Here is an 18,240-nt window from a genome sequence, read left to right as displayed (position 1 = left end):
TGGCCGACGATCTTGCGTAGCCGGTATCGCATTCGCGCGACATCGGCGACGCATATCGCCTACGCGCTGTGCAGAACGCCGCGGAACACCGGGTCCTCGAGCGCGCGGCCGGTGCCGAGTGCGACGCAGGTCAGCGGATCGTCGGCGACGGTGACGGGCAGGCCGGTCTCGTCGCGCAGCACGTCGTCGATGCCTTTGAGCAACGCGCCGCCGCCGGTGAGGACGATGCCCTGATCGACGATATCCGCCGCCAGTTCGGGCGCGGTGTTCTCGAGTGCGATGCGCACGCCTTCGACGATCGTGCCGACCGGTTCGGACAGCGCCTCGGCGATCTGGCCCTGGTTGATCTGGATCTCTTTGGGCACGCCGTTGACGAGATCGCGACCCTTGATGTGGATCGTCAGGCCGATGCCGTCCGCAGGGGGCTTGGCGACGCCGACTTCCTGCTTGATCCGCTCGGCCGTGGCGTCACCGATCAGCAGATTGTGGTTGCGGCGCACGTAGGAGACGATCGCCTCGTCCATCTTGTCGCCGCCGACGCGGACCGACGTGGTGTAGGCGAGGCCACGGAGCGACAGCACCGCGACTTCGGTGGTGCCGCCGCCGATATCGACCACCATCGAGCCGATCGGCTCGGTGACGGGCATGTCCGCGCCGATCGCCGCCGCCATCGGCTCCTCGATCAGCCACACTTGGCTGGCGCCCGCGTTCGAGGCGGCATCGCGGATCGCGCGACGTTCGACCGAGGTCGAGCCCGACGGCACGCAGATCACGATCTGCGGCCAGCGCATGAAGCGCCGCTGCCCGCCGTGGACCTTGTGGATGAAGTGCTTGATCATCTGCTCGGCGACGTCGATGTCGGCGATCACACCGTCGCGAAGCGGGCGGATCGCCTGGATGCTGTCCGGCGTCTTGCCCATCATCAGCTTTGCGTCGTCGCCGACCGCCTTCACGCGCTTGACGCCGTTGAGCGTCTCGACCGCCACCACCGACGGCTCGTTGAGCACGATGCCGCGCCCGCGCAGATAAACGACGGTATTCGCGGTCCCGAGATCGATCGCCATGTCATGCGACATGAATTTGAAGAAACGCGAGAAGAAGGCCATGAATCGTTCCGTTCTGGGCCGCGGCGGCTACGACGCGGCAATTCGCACTGCTCCGCGCTTCGTTTTCATAGCCAGTGCGTCCAGAGCTGTTGCCCAGATCGCGTAAGGTGAATGCGGGTCGCGGGATGGCTGCGCTTGGGCTACAGCATGACTCATGTCAATACGGCGCCTTCCCGAACATCTGGTCAATCGAATCGCAGCCGGCGAGGTGGTCGAACGCCCTGCCAGCGCGCTGAAGGAACTGGTCGAAAACGCGATCGATGCGGGTGCAACGCGCATTTCCATTCGGCTCGCCGCAGGCGGGACAGAACTCATCGAAGTGACCGACGACGGCTGCGGCATGACGCCGCCCGACATGACGCTCGCGCTCGAACGGCACGCGACCTCTAAGCTGCCCGACGAAGCGATCGAAGCCGTTGCGACGTTGGGTTTTCGCGGCGAGGCGTTGCCCTCGATCGCGAGCGTCGCGCGGCTTTCGCTGGAGTCGCGGCTGCGTGGGCAAGAAGGCTGGTCGCGAATCGTCGACAATGGCGCGGTGACGGGCGAGGGGCCAGCAGCGATTCCCCCCGGTACGCGCGTTCGTGTCGAGGCTTTGTTCGAGCGCGTGCCCGCGCGGCGCAAGTTCCTGCGTTCGGCGCGGTCGGAATATGCCGCCAGCCTCGATGTGGTGAAGCGGCTGGCGATGGCGCGGCCGGACATCGGCTTCACGCTCGACCATGACGGCAGGCGGGTGCTGACCGTCGCGGCGGGCGAGAGCCTGCCGGACCGGGTCGCCGCGCTCACCGATCGCGGGCTGATCGAGAACGGTATCGGCATCGATCTGGAGCGCGAGGGCGTGACGCTCGGTGGCATCGCCGGGCTGCCGACGTTCAACCGCGGCATCGCCGATCATCAATATCTGTTCGTCAACGGCCGGCCGGTGAAGGACCGGCTGCTCGCCGGCGCGGTGCGCGGCGCCTATGCCGAACTGCTCGCGCGTGACCGGCATGCGGTGGTGGCGCTGTTCCTCGACTTGGCCGGCGATCTGGTCGACGTGAACGTACACCCCGCCAAGACCGAGGTGCGCTTCCGCGAGCCGGCGCTGGTGCGCGGGATGATCGTGAGCGGGTTGAAGCGCGCGCTCGACGCGGCCGGGCACCGCAGCGTGCAGCGCCCGGATGCGGGCGCGCTGGAGATGTGGCGCAGCGAGCCGGTAGCGCCATCCCACGAGCCCGATCTGTGGGGCGCGCCGGCTCCGGCGTTTGCGGGTGTGGCCGACTGGGTGCGAGAGGAGACACCGTCTCTTAGCGCGCACGCGGTGTTCGATCGCCGCCCGTCCTTCTCCGCGCCACCCCCGCAAGCGCGCGCAGAGCCTGCCTACACCCCGCCGCCGGAAACGGAGCGCTACCCGCTCGGCGTGGCGCGCGGGCAGGTGGCGCGCACCTATATCGTCGCCGAGGCGGAGGACGGGCTGGTGCTGGTCGATCAGCATGCCGCGCATGAGCGGCTGGTGCTCGAACGGATGCGCAAGGCGATGGCACATGGCGGCGTGGCGTCACAGGCGCTGCTGCTTGCCGAAGTGGTCGAGCTGGACGAACCTGCCTGCGACCGGCTTGAAGCGCGCGCTGCCGAACTGGCCGAGTTCGGGCTCGATCTCGATCGCTTCGGTCCGCGCGCGATGCTGGTGCGCGGCGTGCCGGCGCTGCTCGGGCAGGGCGACGTCGTCGGCCTCGTCACCGACATCGCCGACGAACTCGCCGCCTTCGACGAGGCGCTGAGCCTCAAGGAACGGCTCGATCACGTCGCCGCGACGATGGCGTGCCACGGCTCGGTGCGTGCCGGTCGGGTGCTGTCGGTCGCCGAGATGAACGCGCTGCTGCGCGAGATGGAGGTGACCCCGCATTCGGGCCAGTGCAACCACGGCCGCCCGACGTGGGTGAAACTCGCACACGGCGATATCGAGAAGCTGTTCGGAAGGCGGTGAGCCGCCCACAACGACCGATCCGCCACAAGGTTTCCCGACCGGTAATGTTAAGAGAAAATTCGCCCATTCCGGGCTAGCACGCCGCCATCACCCGACTGAAGGTGGCGATGCACTTCGACCTTTTCACACTCTATGTCCTCGCGATCGGAACGCTGCTCGTCAGCGCGGCGATGACCGTGTGGGAGTGTCAGGCGCTGCCGGATCGGCGTCGCGAACTCGTCACGCTCGGTAGCGGCTATGCGATGCTTGCGGTGGGCTGTGCGGTGGCGACCGTGCGGAGCCACCTCGGCGTTGCCGGCTCGGCGCTCGGCAGCCTCACCATCGCGGCGGGATATCTGCTGATCCTCGACGGCGTGGCGATGCTCGGCGGCCGACACTATCGCGTGGCAAGTGCCGCGTTGATGACCGTCCTGATGCTGGCCTGGCTGGCGATCGGCCCGGTGGCCGAGGCGGCGATGTGGAGCTATGGCGGCGCCGTGCCCGTCGCGCTGGTCTCCACGGTGACGGCGTACGAGGCATTGCGGGGCGACCGCTCACGACCGTTACGCGCGCGCTGGATCGTCGCGGCGGTGACAGGCGTGCATGCGCTGCTCTATATCGGCCGCACGGTCGCGCTGCCCGTGCTGGCCGCGCGCTACGGTGCCGATCTCGTCGCGGCGGCGGGGAAGATCACGATGTATGACGGCGTGCTCTACTCGGTCTGCCTGCCGATGGCGGCGCTCGCATTGCTGCGGGAAGAGGCGCATCGCAACATCCTCGATGTTTCGCACACCGATTACCTCACCGGCCTCGCCACGCGGCGCTGGTTCTTCGAGGAGGCTGCGCGCTTGCTGCATCGCGCCGACCCGCGCCGACCGATGACGCTGCTGGTGTTCGATCTCGACCATTTCAAAAGCGTCAACGACCGCTACGGCCACGCGACCGGTGACGAAGTGCTGCGCGTGTTCGCCCGGCTCGTCCGCGATGCGATCGGCGTCGACGCGATCGCGGCGCGCATGGGCGGCGAGGAGTTCGCCGCGCTGCTGCCGGGCGTCGATGGGGCGTGCGGCCGGCTGGTCGGTCAAAGCATAGCCCGGCATCTGGCGGAGACGATCATCCACGGCGAACGTGGCGTGCGCTTCACCGCCACCGTCAGCATCGGCCTGTCCGAATATGGCGTTGATGCGCATGACATCGCCGAGTTGCTCTCCGCCGCCGACCGCGCGCTGTACCTGGCGAAGACGCTGGGCCGCAACCGTGTCGAAACCGCGCGTCCGTGCGAGATCCACGCGGCGGCCTGAGGCTCATCGCGTGGGTGCAGCGTCGGTTCGCAGCCTTTCGAGATAGGTCACGAACATATCGGCGAGCGCATCGGAATAGGTGTCGATCTCACCGGCCAGCGCCCGATCCTCCGACAGTCGCTTGCCCGCATCGGCAAGCGTCATCATTACCAGATTGCCGGCTATGTCGCGTGTCGTCGCGTCGCACGCGGGTAACGCCTCGGCCATGAACGCCTGCATGATCGGGCTGCCGCGCAGGCGCGGCACCTGCGCTTCGGGCGCGTCGCGGTAATAGGGCGCGGCATCGTCGAGCGCGATGCGCATCTCCGCCTCCTCGCATTCCGAACGCACAAAGGCATGGACGAGCCGTCGTAGCCGATCGAAGGGCGCGATCGCCGGATCGGAAAGGATGGCGCGCATCAACGCGCCGGTCTCGCGCCACTCGTCGCTTTGCAGACGGAACAGGATCGCCGCCTTGTTCGGAAAATACTGGTAGAGCGAGCCGACGCTCACCCCGGCCCGTTCCGCGACTCGCGCGGTGGTGAAACGGTGCGCGCCGTCCTCCGCCAGAACGCGAGCGGCGGCTTCGAGAATGTCCGCCACGAGCTGAGCCGAACGTGCCTGCCGTGGCGATTTGCGCGCGGAAATCCTTGGGTTCTCGTGATCGGCCAACGCGCGCTCCGGGATGCGACTAGGGAATGCGATGGATTATTCGTATTTTTGCGAGGTGCGCAACACCGCGCGCTTTTCGGAGACAGATATGTCCAGCCTTACCACCGCCCCGATCGCGCCGCTGCTCGCAGCGTTGTTCGCCGATGCCGATCGCAGCGACACCGGATTGCCGCCCGCGCTTGCCGACCTCTCGACGGCGGAGCGCGCCGCGATGCTCCGCAGCAAGACGGACTATCGCGACCTCTACGGCCGCATGAAGGATTCGCCGCTCGCCGTCTCGCGCGAGACTGGCGTCCTGCTCTACATGCTGGCGCGCGCGACCGGCGCGACCTCGATCATCGAGTTCGGCACGTCGTTCGGCATTTCGACGCTCCACCTCGCCGCTGCGCTGCGCGACGGGCAAGGCGGCCGCATCATCACCACCGAGTTCGAACCGTCGAAGGTCGCGCGCGCGACCGGGCATTTGGCGGCGGGTGGCGTGCTCGACCTCATCGATCTCCGCGAAGGCGATGCGCTCGAAACCCTCGCCCGCGATCTGCCGGAGACGATCGACCTCGTGCTGCTGGATGGCGCCAAGGCGTTGTACGGCGATATCCTCGATCTGCTCGAAAGCCGGTTGCGGCCGGGCGCGCTGCTGATCGCCGACAATGCCGACATGTGCCCGGACTATGTCGCGCGCGTGCGGGCGGCGGACGGTGCGTATCTGTCGATCCCGTTCGGCCTCGATGTCGAGCTGTCGATGCGGCTTGCCTGAAGCGGCCGAGGCAAGCAGGGGGTAGGGCGAGGGCTCAGCCCTCGCTCACCCGCACCCGCTTGAGGCGCGGCAGCCGTTCGAGATCGGCCGCCTGCTTGATGCCGTTGCGCAGTTCGTCGCGCTTTTCGTGGATCGAGGCGATCACCGGCCCGACCGCGACGCCGAGATCGGTCAGCACCGCCTCGGACAATTGCAGCGAGCTTTCCAGCGTCTCGGGCACCGCATCCGAAACGCCGGCGCGATACAGCTCGGCGGCATGATCGACGTCGCGCGCGCGTGCGATGATCGTCAGGTCGGGCACCCAGCCGCGCACGCGCCGCGTGAGCTGCACGGTCAGCACCGGATCGTCCATCGTCAGGATCAGCGCTCTGGCCCGCCCGAGATTGAGCCGGTCGACCAGTTCGGGTCGCGACACATCGCCGAAGATCAGCGGATAGCCGTCCCGCCGCGCCGCCTTCACCGTGTCGATATCCGCCTCGACCGCGACATAGGGCTGGCCATGCGTGGCGAGCATGTCCGCCACCATCCGCCCGACCCGGCCGAACCCGATGACGACGGTGCCCGGCCCCTCGCGCGGGATCATCAGTTCGGGCGCATCGCCGCCACCGCTGCAATCCTCGATCCGCAGCGCCATCCGCCGCCCCGCCCAGGCAAGCAACGGGGTGATGGTGAGGCCGATCGCGGTGACGGTCTGCCAGAAGGCGGCGGTCGACGGCGCGATCAGCGCGGCCTGCGCGGCGGTGCCGAGCACGATCAGGGTGGTTTCGGACGGGCTCGACATCAGCAGCCCGGTCTCCGCCGCCACGCCCGACTTGACCCTGCCGAGCTTGAGCAACGCGAACGTCACCAGCGACTTGACCGCGATCACGCCGAGGATGCCGAGCAGCAGCGACGCCCAATTCTCCACGACCGTTCGCAGATCGAGGCTCATACCCACGGTGATGAGGAACACGCCGAGCGCGAGCCCCTTGAACGGCGCGGTCATCACCTCGACCTCGCTATGGTAATCCGTCTCCGCGATCAGCAGCCCGGCGAGCAGCGCGCCGACGATCGGCGACAACCCCGCCGCCGCCGTGGCGAGGCTGGCGGCGATCACGATCAGCAGCGATGCGGCGAGGAACAGCTCCGGGCTCTTGGTGCGCGCGGCCTGCGCGAACAGCCGCGGCAGGATGAAGCGCCCGCCGATGAACATCACCGCCACCGTCACCAGCCCGCGTGCGAGCACGCCGACGAAGGCCCAGTCGCCACCGCTCGCATTCGGCGAGAACGCGGCGAGCACGAAGATGATCGGCACCAGCGCGAGATCCTCGAACAGCAGCATCGCGAACGCGGACCGCCCGACCGCGCTGGTCGTCCCCGCGATCGGCAGCACCAGCGCGGTGGAGGAGAGCGTCAGCGCGAAGCCGAGCCCGATCGCGCCCGGCCATTCCTGCCCGAGCAGGTGGAGCGCGACGCCGATGATGAGCCCGGACCCGATCAGTTCGGCCGCGCCATTGCCGAACACCTGCGCGCGCATCGCCCATAGTCGACGGAACGACAGTTCGAGTCCGATCGAGAACAGCAGCAGGATGATGCCGAATTCGGCGAACGGCTCAATCGCGTGCGTGTCGGAAATGGTGATGTAGTAGAGCCAGGGGTAGCTCCCCACCAGTGACCCGAGCCCGGCCGGGCCGACCAGCACGCCGACGAGGATGAAGCCGATCACCGGGCTGATCCGGAATCGCGCGAATGTCGGGATCACGAGCCCCGCCGCGCCAAGGATGACGAGCGTGTCGCTCAGGCCGTTATTGTCGAGCGCCAGTGCCATACGGCCATCTAAGCGGATCGTGCCGGGCTTGTCAGCCGGTGAGTGACGGTTCTGTCACTTTAATCGGTATCGGATGGCCGCCCGCCCGCAGGCGAGCGGCCATTGGCATCAGGCGGCTAGGATTTCGCCCATCTTGGCTTCGAGGTTGACGCGAACCGCCTCGAAGAACTGCTCGGTCGTCATCCATGCCTGGTTCGGGCCGATCAACAGCGCCAGATCCTTGGTCATCTTGCCGCTCTCGACGGTCTCGATGCAGACCTTCTCCAGCGTCTCGGCGAACTTGGTCACCTCGGGCGTGCCGTCGAACTTGCCGCGGTAGATCAGGCCGCGCGTCCACGCGAAGATCGACGCGATCGGGTTGGTCGAGGTCGCCTTGCCCTGCTCGTGCATACGGAAGTGGCGCGTGACGGTGCCGTGCGCGGCCTCGGCCTCGACCGTCTTGCCGTCCGGCGTCAGCAGCACCGAGGTCATCAGGCCCAGCGAGCCGAACCCTTGCGCGACCTGATCCGACTGGACGTCACCGTCGTAGTTCTTGCAGGCCCAGACGAACTCGCCGTTCCACTTGAGCGCCGATGCGACCATGTCGTCGATCAGGCGGTGCTCGTAAACGATGCCGGCTTCCTTGAACTTGTCCTTGAACTCGGTCTCGAACACTTCCTGGAACAGATCCTTGAAGCGACCGTCATACGCCTTGAGGATGGTGTTCTTGGTCGAGAGGTACACCGGCCACTTCAGGTTGAGGCCGTAGTGCATCGAGGCGCGCGCGAAATCGCGGATCGAATCGTCGAGGTTGTACATCGCCATCGCGACGCCGGGCGACGGGAAGTCGAACACTTCCTTGTCGATCTTGGTGCCGTCCGCGCCGTCGAACACCAGGCGCAGCTTGCCGGGGCCGGGGACGAGGAAATCGGTCGCGCGATACTGGTCTCCGAACGCATGACGGCCGACCACGATCGGCTTGGTCCAGCCCGGGATCAGGCGCGGCACGTTGGAGATCACGATCGGCTCGCGGAAGATCGTACCGCCGAGGATGTTGCGGATCGTGCCGTTGGGCGACTTCCACATCTGCTTGAGGCCGAATTCCTGAACGCGCGCCTCGTCCGGGGTGATCGTCGCGCACTTCACGCCGACGCCGTACTTCTGGATCGCCTTGGCCGAATCGATGGTGATCTGGTCGTTGGTCTCGTCGCGCTTCTGCACGCCGAGATCGTAATATTCGAGATCGATGTCGAGATAGGGGAGGATGAGCCGCTCACGGATCCACTGCCAGATGATCCGCGTCATCTCGTCGCCGTCGATCTCCACGACGGGCGTCTTCACCTTGATCTTCGCCATATGTCTCTCTTGTTCAGGAGGAGGTTTGGCAAGCGTCTAGGAGCAAGGTGCGTGCGGATCAACCGCTCGCGGAGCATGCGACGGCAATTGTGTTGGGGTGCGCCAGCGCGTAGGTCGAAGCGATGCCTTCGCTCGAAAAACCCGAAATCACCACCTCCACGGTCAAATGGCGTTTCGCCGACATGCACCCCGAAGGGCGCAAATACGTTGCGATCGCCGCCGTCATCACCTTCGTGGTCTGGCTGTTCGTTCCGATCCTGACCTGGCCGATGATCGCCGTCACCGCGTGGGTGGCGCTGTTCTTCCGCGATCCGGTCCGCGTCACGCCGCAAGGCGAGGGGCTGGTGATCGCTCCGGCCGACGGGCTCATCACCATGATCGAGCGGGTGCCGGTGCCGCGCGAGATCGCCGGGCCGGGTGGCCTCGGCGAGCTGCCGCTGGTGCGGGTGTCGATCTTCATGTCGGTGTTCGACGTCCATATCAACCGCACGCCGATCGCGGGGACGATCCGGCAGGTCGTCTATATCTCCGGCAAGTTCCTCAACGCCGATCTCGACAAGGCGAGCGAGGAGAACGAGCGCCAGCATATCGTCGTCGAGGATCGCGACGGGCGGCGGATCGGCTTCACGCAGATCGCCGGCCTGCTCGCACGGCGGATCGTGCCGTTCGTCAAGGCGGGGGACATGGTCGCGCGCGGGCAGCGCGTCGGGCTGATCCGCTTCGGCAGCCGCGTCGATGTGTTCCTGCCCGAGGATTGCGCCTGCCAGGTCGCGCTCGGCCAGCGCAGCATCGCCGGCGAGACGGTGCTGGGCCGCGTCGGCGGCATCGTGACGGTCGGAATTTCGCAATGACGAAGGCACGCCGCTAGGATGCGCCGCCCGCTTCGCCGCACGCAGCGCGGGCTGCCGCTTCGCGCGGTCGCCCCCAACGCCGTCACCGCATTGGCCCTGTGTTTCGGGCTGACCGGTATCCGCTATGCGATCTCGGCCGACTGGGAGGCGGCGGTGGCGATGATTATGATCGCTGCCGTACTCGACGGGCTCGACGGCACCGTGGCGCGACTGGTGCGTGGGGAAAGCCGGTTCGGCGCGGAACTCGATTCGCTGTCGGATGCGATTTCGTTCGGCGTGTCGCCGGCAGTGATCCTGTATCTGTGGTCGCTCAAGGATGTGCCGCGCGTCGGCTGGTTGTGCGCGATGGTGTTCGCGGTGTTCTGTGCGCTGCGACTGGCGCGGTTCAACGCCAACATCGACGTGCGCGAACAACCACACAAGTCCGCCGGCTTTCTGACCGGGGTGCCGGCGCCGGGCGGTGCCGCGCTGGCGATGCTGCCGCTGTATCTATGGTTCTGGACCGGCCAGCCGTGGCTCCGCTCGCCCGCGATCGTGTTGCCGTGGGTAGCGGCGATCGCGGCGCTTATGGTGTCCAGCGTCGCCACGTTCAGTTGGGGGTCGCTCAAGCTACGCGACCATATCCGCTTCGAGGCGATCGCTTTCGTCGTGCTGCTCGGCGCCGCGCTGATAACGGCACCGTGGCATACGCTGACCGCACTGTGCATCGGCTATCTGGCGACGCTGCCGTTCAGCATCGCCAGCTATCGCCGGGTCAGGCGGCTTCGCGAATCGCTGCCGGGCGGACCCGCGGCGCCGGCCGTGCCCGCGTCCGGACCCGACGTTCGCTAACCACGACGAACGCGTTGGCGGCGAACGCACCGTCCGCCTCGCCGCGCAGCAGCGCCACGATCCGCGGCATAGCCGGCAGGAGCGTGAACGCGAAAACCCATACCGAGGCCGCGAAGGCCGCGGCGAACATCATGCTATCGAGAACTGCGACCATTCGCTCAAATCCCTGAATACGCGGGTGAACTTCCCGGTTAAAAGAAACTTACCCACAGCTTTGTTCCATGTACCGCTGTTGACCATGGTATGTTCCGCATTTGTACCTAGTGTCAAGCTTGATTTTCGCGAAAGGCCGCGCTAACGGGCGCGTCTTCACACCCCACATGGGAAGCATATAGGCCGGTGTCCGGAGGGTAGCCCTCAAGGATCACTCGCTTCCCAGAGGCTTAACCGGAAAGGAATGATCCTATGGCGGCACCTGTCGTCACCATGCAGCAATTGCTCGAAACGGGCGCGCACTTCGGCCACCAGACCCACCGCTGGAACCCGAAGATGAAGCCTTACATCTTCGGCGACCGCAACGGCGTCCACATCCTCGATCTCTCGCAGACCGTGCCGCTGCTCGCGCGCGCGCTCGAGTTCATCAGCGCGTCGACCGCCGCCGGCGGCAAGGTGCTGTTCGTCGGCACCAAGCGTCAGGCGCAGGAGCCGGTCGCTGACGCCGCGCGTCGTGCGGGCCAGCATTTCGTCAACCATCGCTGGCTGGGCGGCATGCTCACCAACTGGAAGACGATCTCCAACTCGATCAAGCGCATGAAGGCGCTCGAGGAGCAGCTTTCGGGCGACACGCACGGCCTCACCAAGAAGGAAGTGCTCCAGCTCACCCGTGAGAAGGACAAACTCGAACTGTCGCTCGGCGGCATCCGCGACATGGGCGGCATTCCGGACGTGATGTTCGTGATCGACGCCAACAAGGAAGAGCTGGCGATCAAGGAAGCCAACACGCTCGGCATCCCGGTCGTCGCGATCCTCGATTCGAACGTCTCGCCCGATGGCATTGCCTTCCCGGTTCCGGCGAACGACGACGCGAGCCGCGCGATCCGCCTGTACTGCGAAGCCGTCGCGATCGCGGCGACGCGCGGTGGCCACGAGCAGGCGACCCGTCGCGGCCATGACTTCGGTGCGATGGAGCAGCCCCCGGTAGAGGAAGCACTGACCGTCGAGACGCCGGCCGCCGAGCCAGGCGATGTGCCGCCGGTCGCGCCCGAGGTCGAGATGGCCGCCGAGAGCGAACGCCAGCTCGACGCCTGAGCGTCGCTGAACTGACATATGGACGGGGTAGGGCGCGGCCTTACCCCGTCCGTACCCATATCTGCAAAACCTGATGAGGAATTTGACATGGCCGATATCACAGCCGCTGCGGTGAAGGACCTGCGCGAGAAGAGCGGCGCGGGCATGATGGATTGCAAGAAGGCACTGACCGAGGCCGCCGGCGACATGGATGCCGCGATGGACTGGCTGCGCGCCAAGGGCCTCGCCGCCGCCGCCAAGAAGTCGAGCCGCACCGCCGCCGAAGGTCTGGTCGGCGTCGAAGTGTCGGGCACCAAGGGTGCTGCGGTCGAGGTGAACTCGGAAACCGATTTCGTCGCGAAGAACGTGCAGTTCCAGACGTTCGTGCGCGACGTCGTGTCTGTCGCGCTCGAAATGGGCGACGATGTCGAGACGATCAAGGCGACCTCGCTCGGCGAGAAGACCGTCGAGGAGACGCTCGTCACCAACATCGCCACCATCGGCGAGAACCAGGCGATCCGTCGCGCCAAGCGCCTCGAAGTGACCGCCGGCGCAGTCGTGCCGTACATCCACAACGCCCAGGCCCCCGGTCTCGGCAAGATCGGCGTGCTGGTCGCGCTGGAGAGCGAAGCGGGCGCGGACGTGCTCGAGCCGCTCGGCAAGCAGATCGCGATGCACATCGCGGCGGCTTTCCCGCTCGCGCTGACCACCGACGGCATCGACCCCGCCATTGTCGAGCGTGAAGCCGCGATCGCCAAGGAAAAGGCCGCCGACAAGATCGCCGGCAAGCCGCCCGAGGTTGTCGAGAAGATCATCCGTGGTCCGGTCGACAAGTTCCTCAAGGAAAACGCGCTGCTCACGCAGGCGTTCGTGATGGACGGCAAGACCCCTGTGCAGGACGTCATCGCCGCTGCGGCGAAGACCGCCGGCACCGCAATCACGCTCAAGGACTATGTCCGCTTCCAGCTCGGCGAAGGCATCGAGAAGGAAGTCAGCGACTTCGCGGCCGAAGTCGCCGCCGCCTCGGGCGTTCCCGCCAAGGCGTAAAATCCCGTGCCGCCCGCTGCCGGATGTCGGCGGCGGGCGGACGGTTTCGTCTGCACGATATGACGAAAACTTCAGCACGGTTTCCGCGCTTCCAATCGCGAAGGGCCGCGACTAAGGTCCGCCCCGCACCCGCCCTCAACATGATGGAATCCCGTGAGCGATCCTAGATTCAAGCGCATCCTGTTGAAATTGTCGGGCGAAGTCCTGATGGGCGAGGGCGGTCTGTCGATCGACCCCGCCGTCACCGCGCGCGTCGCCGGTGAGATCGCCGATGCCCGCGCCGCCGGCTACGAGCTGTGTGTGGTCGTCGGCGGCGGCAACATCTTCCGTGGCCTCTCTGCCGCCGCCAAGGGCATCGAGCGCGCGACCGCCGATTACATGGGCATGCTCGCCACCGTCATGAACGCGCTGGCGGTGCAGAATGCGCTCGAACAGATCGGCGTCGATACGCGCGTCCAGTCGGCGATCCCGATGCAATCGGTGTGCGAGCCGTTCATCCGCCGCCGCGCCGAGCGCCATCTCGAAAAAGGCCGCGTGGTGATCTTCGCCGCCGGCGTCGGCAGCCCGTTCTTCACCACCGATAGCGGCGCTGCTTTGCGCGCGGCCGAAATGAAGTGCGACGCCTTGTTCAAGGGCACCTCGGTCGATGGCGTCTATGATGCCGACCCGAAGAAGGTGCCGACCGCAAAGCGTTTCGAAACCGTGGGTTACAGCACGGTGCTGGCGCAGGATCTCAAGGTGATGGACGCCAGCGCCATCGCCTTGTGCCGCGACAACAACATCCCGATCGTCGTGTTCAACATCCGCGAGCATGGCAATCTTGCCGCCGTGCTGCGTGGTGAGGGCGTCTCGACGGTCGTTCAGGCTCAAGGAGAATAACATGGCCGCCTACGACAAGGCTGATCTCGAACGTCGCATGAGCGGCAGCGTCGAAGCGCTCAAGAGCGATCTCGGCGGCCTGCGCACTGGCCGCGCGTCGATTTCGCTGCTCGATCCGGTCACGGTCGAGGTGTATGGCGCGCACATGCCGCTCAACACGATCGCCACCGTATCGGTGCCCGAGCCGCGCATGATCTCGGTGCAGGTGTGGGACAAGTCGAACGTCGGCCCGGCCGACAAGGCGATCCGCTCGGCCGGGCTCGGGCTTAATCCGATCGTCGACGGCCAGACGCTGCGCCTGCCGATCCCGGACCTGACCGAGGAGCGCCGCAAGGAACTCGCCAAGCTCGCCGGCAAATATGCCGAGGGCGCGCGCATCGCCGCGCGTAACGTGCGCCGCGACGGCATGGACAGCCTCAAGACCGACGAGAAGAAGGGCGTCATCTCGGAGGACGAGCGCAAGCGGCTCGAGACCGAGGTGCAGAAGCTGACCGATGCGACCATCGCCGATATCGACGCGGCGGCGACCGCGAAGGAAAAGGAAATCCTGGGCAAGTGAGCACCAGGCCCGCCCCGGCTGCGCGGATGGCCGACGGCGTGGCGATACCCCGCCATGTCGCGATCATCATGGACGGCAACGGCCGTTGGGCGAAGAAGCGATTCCTGCCGCGTGTCGCCGGTCACAAGGCGGGCATCGACGCGGTGCGCCGCGTCACCCGCGCCGCGCGGGCGATGGGGATCGACGCGCTGACGCTCTACGCCTTCTCCTCCGAGAACTGGCGGCGCCCCGAGGATGAGATCAGCGACCTGATGGCGCTGATGCGGGTGTTCATTCGCTCCGATCTCGACGAGCTGGTGCGCGAGAACGTGCGGCTGCGCGTGATCGGCGATTACCGACGTTTCTCGCCGGATCTGGTCGTGCTCGTCGACGATGCGATCGCGCGCACCGCCGGCAACACCGGGCCGATCCTCGCGGTCGCGCTCAACTACGGCTCGCAGGCGGAACTCGCCAACGTCGCGCGGCGGTTGGCCGAGCAGGCGGTGCAGGGCGAACTCGATCCGGCCACGATCGACACCGACCTGATCGAATCGCAGCTCGACACCTACGATCTCCCGCCGCTCGACCTGCTGATCCGCACGTCGGGCGAGGTGCGGCTGTCCAACTTCCTGCTGTGGCAGGCGGCCTATGCCGAACTGCTGTTCACCGAGACCTTGTGGCCGGATTTCGACGGCGACGCGCTGGCCGACGCGGTGGCGACCTTCGCCCAGCGGCAACGCCGGTTTGGGGGCCTGTGAACGACGGTCCCGTGCGGAACGGCGCGCCGCGCAAGCGGCCTTCCGAACTTGCGCTTCGCATTATCGTGGGCATTGCGCTGATCGCGGTGGCGCTGGTCGCGATCGTCGCGGGCGACATCGTGTTCTGGGTGGTCTGCGTCGCGCTCGGGCTGCTGATGATGGCGGAATGGTCCGATCTGATGAAGACGCCCCCGTCACTGAAGCGGCTCGCGCAGTTCGCCCTGTTCGTGCCGCTCTCGGTCATGGCGCCGATCATGGCGGGACCGGGGTTCTTCACGCTCGGATTGCTGGCCGGCGCGGCGTTCTTCATCGTCATCGTCACGCAGCGGCCGACGCTGGCGGCGGGCGCGTTGTACGTCGGCCTGCCGACGCTCGCGCTGCTGGCGATCCGCGAACAAAAAGAGGGCATCGTCTTCACATTGTGGGTGCTCGCCTCGGTGTGGGCGTGCGACATCGGCGCCTATACCGCTGGCCGTGCGATCGGCGGGCCGAAGATCGCGCCTGCGATCAGCCCGAACAAGACATGGGCCGGGCTGATCGGCGGCATGGTCTTCGCGGGTCTGTTCGGGCTGGCGATGCATTACGGCTATGGCTTGCCGCTGCGGCTGACGCTGGCCACGCCGTTCCTCGCGGTAATCGCGCAGGCCGGCGATTTTTACGAGAGCTGGCTCAAGCGCCGTGCAGGCGTCAAGGACAGCGGCAACATCTTCCCCGGCCACGGTGGCGTGCTTGACAGGCTCGACGGGCTCGTGCCCGTAGCGCCGGTGGCCGCGTTTCTGGTCATCTTGCCGAGATTCTATTTCTGATGAAGACGGTTACGATTCTGGGCGCGACGGGCTCCGTCGGCTCCTCGACGCTCGACCTGATCGAGCGCGAGCCGGGTGCCTTTCAGGTGCTCGCGCTCACCGCGCACCGCGATGTCGCAAAGCTCGCGGAGGCGGCGATCCGCACGCGCGCGAAGCGTGCCGTGGTGGCCGACGAGGGATGCCTCGGCGCCTTGCGCGAGGCGCTGGCGGGTAGCGGCATCGAAGCGGCGGGCGGCGCGCAGGCGGTCAGCGACACCGCCCATCTCGGCGCGGACGTGACCATGGGCGCGATCGTTGGGTGCGCCGGTCTGGAGCCGACGCTGGCGGCCATCGAGCAGGGCCGCACCGTCATCATCGCCAACAAGGAGCCGCTGGTTTCGGCAGGCGACGTCGTGCTGGCGGCGGCGGCACGGAGCGGCGCGACGTTGCTGCCGGCCGATTCCGAGCATAACGCGATCTTCCAGTGTTTCGACGTCGCGCGGCCCAACCGCGTGCGCCGGATCATCCTCACCGCCAGTGGTGGCCCGTTCCGCGATTGGTCGCTCGACCGGATGCGCGGCGTCAGCGTCGAGCAGGCGGTGGCGCACCCGAACTGGTCGATGGGCGCGAAGATCTCGGTCGATTCGGCGACGATGATGAACAAGGGCCTCGAACTGATCGAGGCGGCGCGGCTGTTCCCGGTGCCGCATGACGCGATCGAGATCATCCTCCATCGCCAGTCGGTGATCCACTCGATGGTCGAATATGTCGACGGCTCGACGCTCGCGCAGCTCGGCCCGCCCGACATGCGTGTGCCGATCGCGAGCTGCCTCGCTTGGCCGGACCGTATGGCGACACCGATGGCGCCGCTCGATCTGGTCGGCATCGGCCGGCTCGACTTCGAGGCGCCGGATGCGGTGCGCTTCCCCGCGCTCAGACTGGCGCGCGAGGCGCTCGATGCGGGTGGCGCGCGCCCGGCGATCCTCAATGCCGCCAACGAAGTCGCGGTGGCGGCTTTCCTCGATCGCAAGATCGGCTTCCTCGAAATTGCCGCAATCGTCGAAGATACCTTGGCTCGCTACGATCCGCCCGCGCCTGGGGCACTCGCCGACGTGCTTGCCGTCGACGCGGAGGCGCGGGTGATCGCGGTCGAGCGAGTAGAGGATTGCGCCCAGTGACCCATAGCCCCGGCTTCCTGCTGACCGTGCTGGCGTTCGCGCTGGTGATCGGCCCGCTGATCTTCCTGCACGAGATGGGACATTATCTCGCCGGGCGGATGTTCGGCGTTAAGATCGACGCGTTCTCGATCGGCTTCGGGCAGGAGGTGTTCGGTTTTACCGACCGGCGCGGCACACGCTGGAAGTTCTCGTGGCTCCCGCTCGGTGGCTATGTGAAGTTCGCCGGCGACATGAACGCAGCCAGCCAGCCCGACGCCGCGTGGCTGATGCTGCCGCCGGAGGAGCGCGCGCGCACGTTGCAGGCGCGGCCGGTGTGGCAGCGCGCGATCGTCGTCGCGGCGGGGCCGATCACCAATTTCATCGTCGCGATCGCGATCCTCGCGGGTTTTGCGCTTGCCTACGGTGTCAACGCGACGCCGTCCGTAGCCGGTGCCATCCAGCCCGGAAGCGCGGCGGCGCGCGCGGGTCTCCAGCCGGGCGACAGGATCACCAGCATCGGCGGGCGCGGCGTGGCGACCTTCGCCGATCTCGCCCAGTTCACCGTCCTGCGTCCCGATGAGCGTGTGACGGTCGCATTCGAACGGAATGGTCAGCCGCTGACGCGCGATGTGACGATCGGCGCGCTGGTGCAGCGCGACGCGTTCGGCAACGAGTTCCGTAAGGGGCTGCTTGGGATCGCGCCGACAAAGCCCGTGCTGCGCCCGGTCGGCGTGCTGGAGGCGCCGGTTCAGGGCGTGAAGATGACCGGTGAGATCCTGCGCGGGACGCTCGACGGGTTGGGGCAGATCCTCACCGGACGGCGCTCGGTCGATGAACTGGGCGGGCCGCTGCGCATCGCCAAGGTTTCGGGCGAGCAGCTTTCGCTTGGGTTGCCCGCATTGATCTGGATGATCGGGGTGATCTCGATTAATCTGGGATTCATCAACCTGTTGCCAGTTCCGATCCTCGACGGTGGCCATTTGTTCTTCTACGCGATCGAGGCCGCGCGGCGGCGGCCGGTGCCGGTGCAGGTGCAGGAGTGGGCGTTTCGCGGCGGCCTCGCCGCGATTCTCGCGCTGATGCTGATGGTGACGTTCAACGATCTGGGATCGTTTGGGCTCTGGAAGAACCTCACCGGCTTGATCGGTTGACGAAGGTGAGGCAGGGCGGGTCCGCGGTGTTGCGGCCCGTGCGTGATATTTTCTCCGATTTGGGGTGGGAAGTGACAGCGATCAAGGTTTCGACGTTCGGAAAGTATGTGCTCGTCACGC

17 protein-coding genes are annotated in these 18,240 nt (G+C 66.8%); 13 read left to right on the top strand and 4 right to left on the bottom strand.

What is annotated here, in order from left to right; translation table 11 throughout:
• Positions 1-59 precede the first annotated feature (59 nt).
• A complete protein-coding gene (locus tag AC3ANX_RS10340; RefSeq protein WP_488333204.1) occupies positions 60-1,106 on the bottom strand; it encodes a rod shape-determining protein in 1,047 nt (348 codons plus the stop codon).
• A 154-nt stretch (positions 1,107-1,260) separates the two neighbouring features.
• Between AC3ANX_RS10340 and mutL the strand changes: the two genes are divergently transcribed.
• Positions 1,261-3,069 carry a DNA mismatch repair endonuclease MutL gene (gene mutL / locus AC3ANX_RS10335; RefSeq protein WP_488333203.1) on the top strand — a complete coding sequence of 603 codons (1,809 nt, stop codon included), beginning with the start codon at positions 1,261-1,263 and terminating at the stop codon, positions 3,067-3,069.
• Positions 3,070-3,176: 107 nt separating this feature from the next.
• Positions 3,177-4,349, top strand: a complete 1,173-nt coding sequence (locus AC3ANX_RS10330; protein WP_488333202.1) for a GGDEF domain-containing protein — start codon at positions 3,177-3,179, stop codon at positions 4,347-4,349.
• A gap of 3 nt (positions 4,350-4,352) precedes the next feature.
• Here AC3ANX_RS10330 and AC3ANX_RS10325 read toward each other — a convergent pair whose 3' ends face one another.
• Positions 4,353-4,931 (bottom strand): TetR/AcrR family transcriptional regulator, encoded by a 579-nt coding sequence (locus tag AC3ANX_RS10325; RefSeq protein WP_488333201.1) that lies wholly within the window; start codon positions 4,929-4,931, stop codon positions 4,353-4,355.
• 157 nt (positions 4,932-5,088) lie between these two features.
• Here AC3ANX_RS10325 and AC3ANX_RS10320 point away from each other — a divergent pair, with 157 nt between their 5' ends.
• Positions 5,089-5,754: an O-methyltransferase gene (locus AC3ANX_RS10320; protein WP_488333200.1), complete on the top strand. Its 666-nt coding sequence runs from the start codon at positions 5,089-5,091 to the stop codon at positions 5,752-5,754.
• Between the two features lie 34 nt (positions 5,755-5,788).
• On the opposite strand, the gene AC3ANX_RS10315 is transcribed toward AC3ANX_RS10320, so the two are convergent.
• Complete coding sequence (locus tag AC3ANX_RS10315; protein ID WP_488333199.1) at positions 5,789-7,561, bottom strand: cation:proton antiporter domain-containing protein; 1,773 nt, start codon at positions 7,559-7,561, stop codon at positions 5,789-5,791.
• A 108-nt stretch (positions 7,562-7,669) separates the two neighbouring features.
• Positions 7,670-8,896, bottom strand: coding sequence for an NADP-dependent isocitrate dehydrogenase (locus AC3ANX_RS10310; RefSeq protein ID WP_488333198.1), 1,227 nt, complete (start codon positions 8,894-8,896; stop codon positions 7,670-7,672).
• 122 nt (positions 8,897-9,018) lie between these two features.
• Here AC3ANX_RS10310 and AC3ANX_RS10305 point away from each other — a divergent pair, with 122 nt between their 5' ends.
• The 10 genes from AC3ANX_RS10305 to rseP all read left to right on the top strand — a co-directional run bounded on the left by AC3ANX_RS10305 (position 9,019) and on the right by rseP (position 18,120).
• Positions 9,019-9,747: a phosphatidylserine decarboxylase gene (locus AC3ANX_RS10305; protein WP_488333197.1), complete on the top strand. Its 729-nt coding sequence runs from the start codon at positions 9,019-9,021 to the stop codon at positions 9,745-9,747.
• Positions 9,748-9,765: 18 nt separating this feature from the next.
• The gene (locus AC3ANX_RS10300; RefSeq protein ID WP_488333196.1) at positions 9,766-10,578 is read left to right on the top strand and encodes a CDP-alcohol phosphatidyltransferase family protein; all 813 of its coding nucleotides are present in this window, start codon (positions 9,766-9,768) and stop codon (positions 10,576-10,578) included.
• Positions 10,579-10,983: 405 nt separating this feature from the next.
• A complete protein-coding gene (gene rpsB / locus AC3ANX_RS10295; protein ID WP_488333195.1) occupies positions 10,984-11,826 on the top strand; it encodes a 30S ribosomal protein S2 in 843 nt (280 codons plus the stop codon).
• A gap of 87 nt (positions 11,827-11,913) precedes the next feature.
• On the top strand, positions 11,914-12,852 hold the full coding sequence (gene tsf / locus AC3ANX_RS10290; RefSeq protein WP_488333194.1) for a translation elongation factor Ts: 939 nt from the start codon (positions 11,914-11,916) through the stop codon (positions 12,850-12,852).
• A gap of 207 nt (positions 12,853-13,059) precedes the next feature.
• Positions 13,060-13,731: a UMP kinase gene (gene pyrH, locus AC3ANX_RS10285; protein WP_488336926.1), complete on the top strand. Its 672-nt coding sequence runs from the start codon at positions 13,060-13,062 to the stop codon at positions 13,729-13,731.
• A 1-nt stretch (position 13,732) separates the two neighbouring features.
• Positions 13,733-14,290, top strand: a complete 558-nt coding sequence (gene frr / locus AC3ANX_RS10280; RefSeq protein ID WP_488333193.1) for a ribosome recycling factor — start codon at positions 13,733-13,735, stop codon at positions 14,288-14,290.
• 26 nt (positions 14,291-14,316) lie between these two features.
• Complete coding sequence (locus tag AC3ANX_RS10275) at positions 14,317-15,027, top strand: isoprenyl transferase (RefSeq protein WP_488336925.1); 711 nt, start codon at positions 14,317-14,319, stop codon at positions 15,025-15,027.
• Complete coding sequence (locus AC3ANX_RS10270) at positions 15,024-15,833, top strand: phosphatidate cytidylyltransferase (protein ID WP_488333192.1); 810 nt, start codon at positions 15,024-15,026, stop codon at positions 15,831-15,833. Before AC3ANX_RS10275 ends, AC3ANX_RS10270 begins: the two co-directional genes overlap by 4 nt.
• Positions 15,833-16,990, top strand: a complete 1,158-nt coding sequence (dxr, locus tag AC3ANX_RS10265) for a 1-deoxy-D-xylulose-5-phosphate reductoisomerase (protein WP_488333191.1) — start codon at positions 15,833-15,835, stop codon at positions 16,988-16,990. The genes AC3ANX_RS10270 and dxr overlap by 1 nt, the downstream gene beginning before the upstream one ends.
• Entirely contained in the window at positions 16,987-18,120 is a 1,134-nt protein-coding gene (gene rseP, locus AC3ANX_RS10260; protein WP_488333190.1) for an RIP metalloprotease RseP, read from the top strand. Before dxr ends, rseP begins: the two co-directional genes overlap by 4 nt.
• Positions 18,121-18,240 lie beyond the last annotated feature (120 nt).

The organism is Sphingomonas sp. BRN-1R (genome assembly GCF_057748035.1).
This window is presented reverse-complemented; position numbering and strand designations above follow the sequence as displayed.